The sequence below is a fragment of the Microvirga sp. P4_G7 genome (assembly GCF_056401005.1).
In genome coordinates this window covers 1-1,632 of sequence record NZ_JBFUKD010000763.1, presented here as the reverse complement: position 1 = coordinate 1,632, position 1,632 = coordinate 1, and the positions used below count along the sequence as shown (strand labels likewise).

Sequence of the window (1,632 nt, the reverse complement as noted above, 5' to 3'; positions counted from 1 at the left end):
GAGTACGCAACATCGCGCGCGGTGAGTTTCGAGCCATCATGAAAGCGTGCTTCCGGCCGTAGCAGAAAGCGATAGGTGAGCTTGTCCTGTGAGATACGGACGCGATGAGCGACGAGGCCGTAGAGCGAATCCGGCTCGTCGCCGGACCCTGCCATCAGGCTGTCGAACGTCGCTCCCATTCCGGCGGCGCCGTCGCCCCTCAGAACATAGATGTTGAGCGTGTTGAAGGTATCGAAGTTTTGGTTCCCTGAGCCCTGCTTGATCTGAATCGACAGCGTGCCCCCCTTCGGGGCGGCTGGATTGACGTAACCGAAATGCTTGAAGTCGGGACCGTATTTGAGGTCGCCGAAACTCGAGAGACCATAGGTCTCGATCTCGTTGTTCTCCGTCTGCGCGAGAAGCCTTTGCGGCATGGAGCCGAGGGCGGTCGCTGCCGCGGCGCCGAGGACGACATGTCTGCGGGTAGGGCGCGTCATTGCGGTCCTCCGGTCTGAGCGGCTTTCGCCTGATCGAACCACCAGATGGTGGGAAATGCGGCGGCTCCGTAGCGGGGCATCGTCTCGGGGTGGCTGAAGCGATTCCAACGTGCCGTGCGTTGCTTCAGGTAGGTCCATTGCGGAATCATGTAATCGTGCGCCAACAACACGCGGTCGAGCACTCTCGTCGCTGCGACGAGGTCCGTGCGGTCTGTCGCGAAGATCACTTTGTCGATCAACGCATCGACTCCCGCATCGGCGATACCGGCTTGGTTGCGCGAGCCAGGGCGGCCTGCGGCCTGCGATCCCCAGAACTCCCGTTGCTCGTTGCCAGGCGAAAGGGATTGTGGCCAGATGCCGGAGATGACGTCGAAGTCGAAAGCGCGCACGCGATTGGTGTATTGCACGTCGTCGATGATACGGACGTTGACGGCGATCCCAAGGCGTTCCAGCGCGGCTTTGTAGGGAAGGAAGATGCGCTCGTCATTGGGCGTGTCGCCGAGTAGCTCGACGCTCAGCGTCTCGCCTTTGGCGTTCACCCGGCGGCGGTCCTTGATCTCCCACCCGGCTTCGCGCAACAGGCTGTCTGCTTCGCGCAGATTGTTGCGCACCGCTTCCGGAGAACCGTTGACGGGATTTTTGTACGCGACGGTGAAGACCTTGGGCGGGATCTTGTCGCGGACGGATTCGAGGATCGCCAGTTCCGGTCCTTCCGGGAGGCCCGAGGAGGCGAGTTCCAGCCCGTGGAAATAACTCGCGATGCGCTCGTATTGTCCGGAGAAAATCGTCTTGTTGATGTCCTCGAAATCGAATGCGAGATTGAACGCGCGGCGCACGCGCGGGTCCTTGAACTTGTCCCGACGCAGATTGACGACGAAGGCCTGCATGACGCCGGTGGCGCGCATCGGAAATTCCTCGAGCACGACGCGGCCTTGCTGGCGCGCAGGGAAATCATATCCCGTCGCCCAATTTCGCGCGCTGTTTTCAGAGCGAAAGTCGATCCGATCTCCCTTGAAGGCTTCGAGGAGCACGGACGCATCGCGATAATACTCGAATCGCATTTCGTCGAAGTTGTTTTTGCCGACGTTCACGTTGATCGCGGCGCCCCAATAATCCTTCACGCGCTCGTACAGGGACGTCCGGCCCGCCTCGAAGC

2 protein-coding genes are annotated in these 1,632 nt (G+C 60.9%); both read right to left on the bottom strand.

The features are described 5' to 3' along the window. Positions 1–476, bottom strand: a 476-nt coding sequence (locus tag AC1DT3_RS20430; protein ID WP_477467037.1) for an ABC transporter substrate-binding protein, incomplete at its 3' end; no start/stop codon positions are given. Next, positions 473–1,632 (bottom strand): extracellular solute-binding protein (locus tag AC1DT3_RS20425; protein ID WP_477467036.1); only part of this gene is annotated, 1,160 nt, incomplete at its 5' end. The genes AC1DT3_RS20425 and AC1DT3_RS20430, both read right to left, overlap by 4 nt.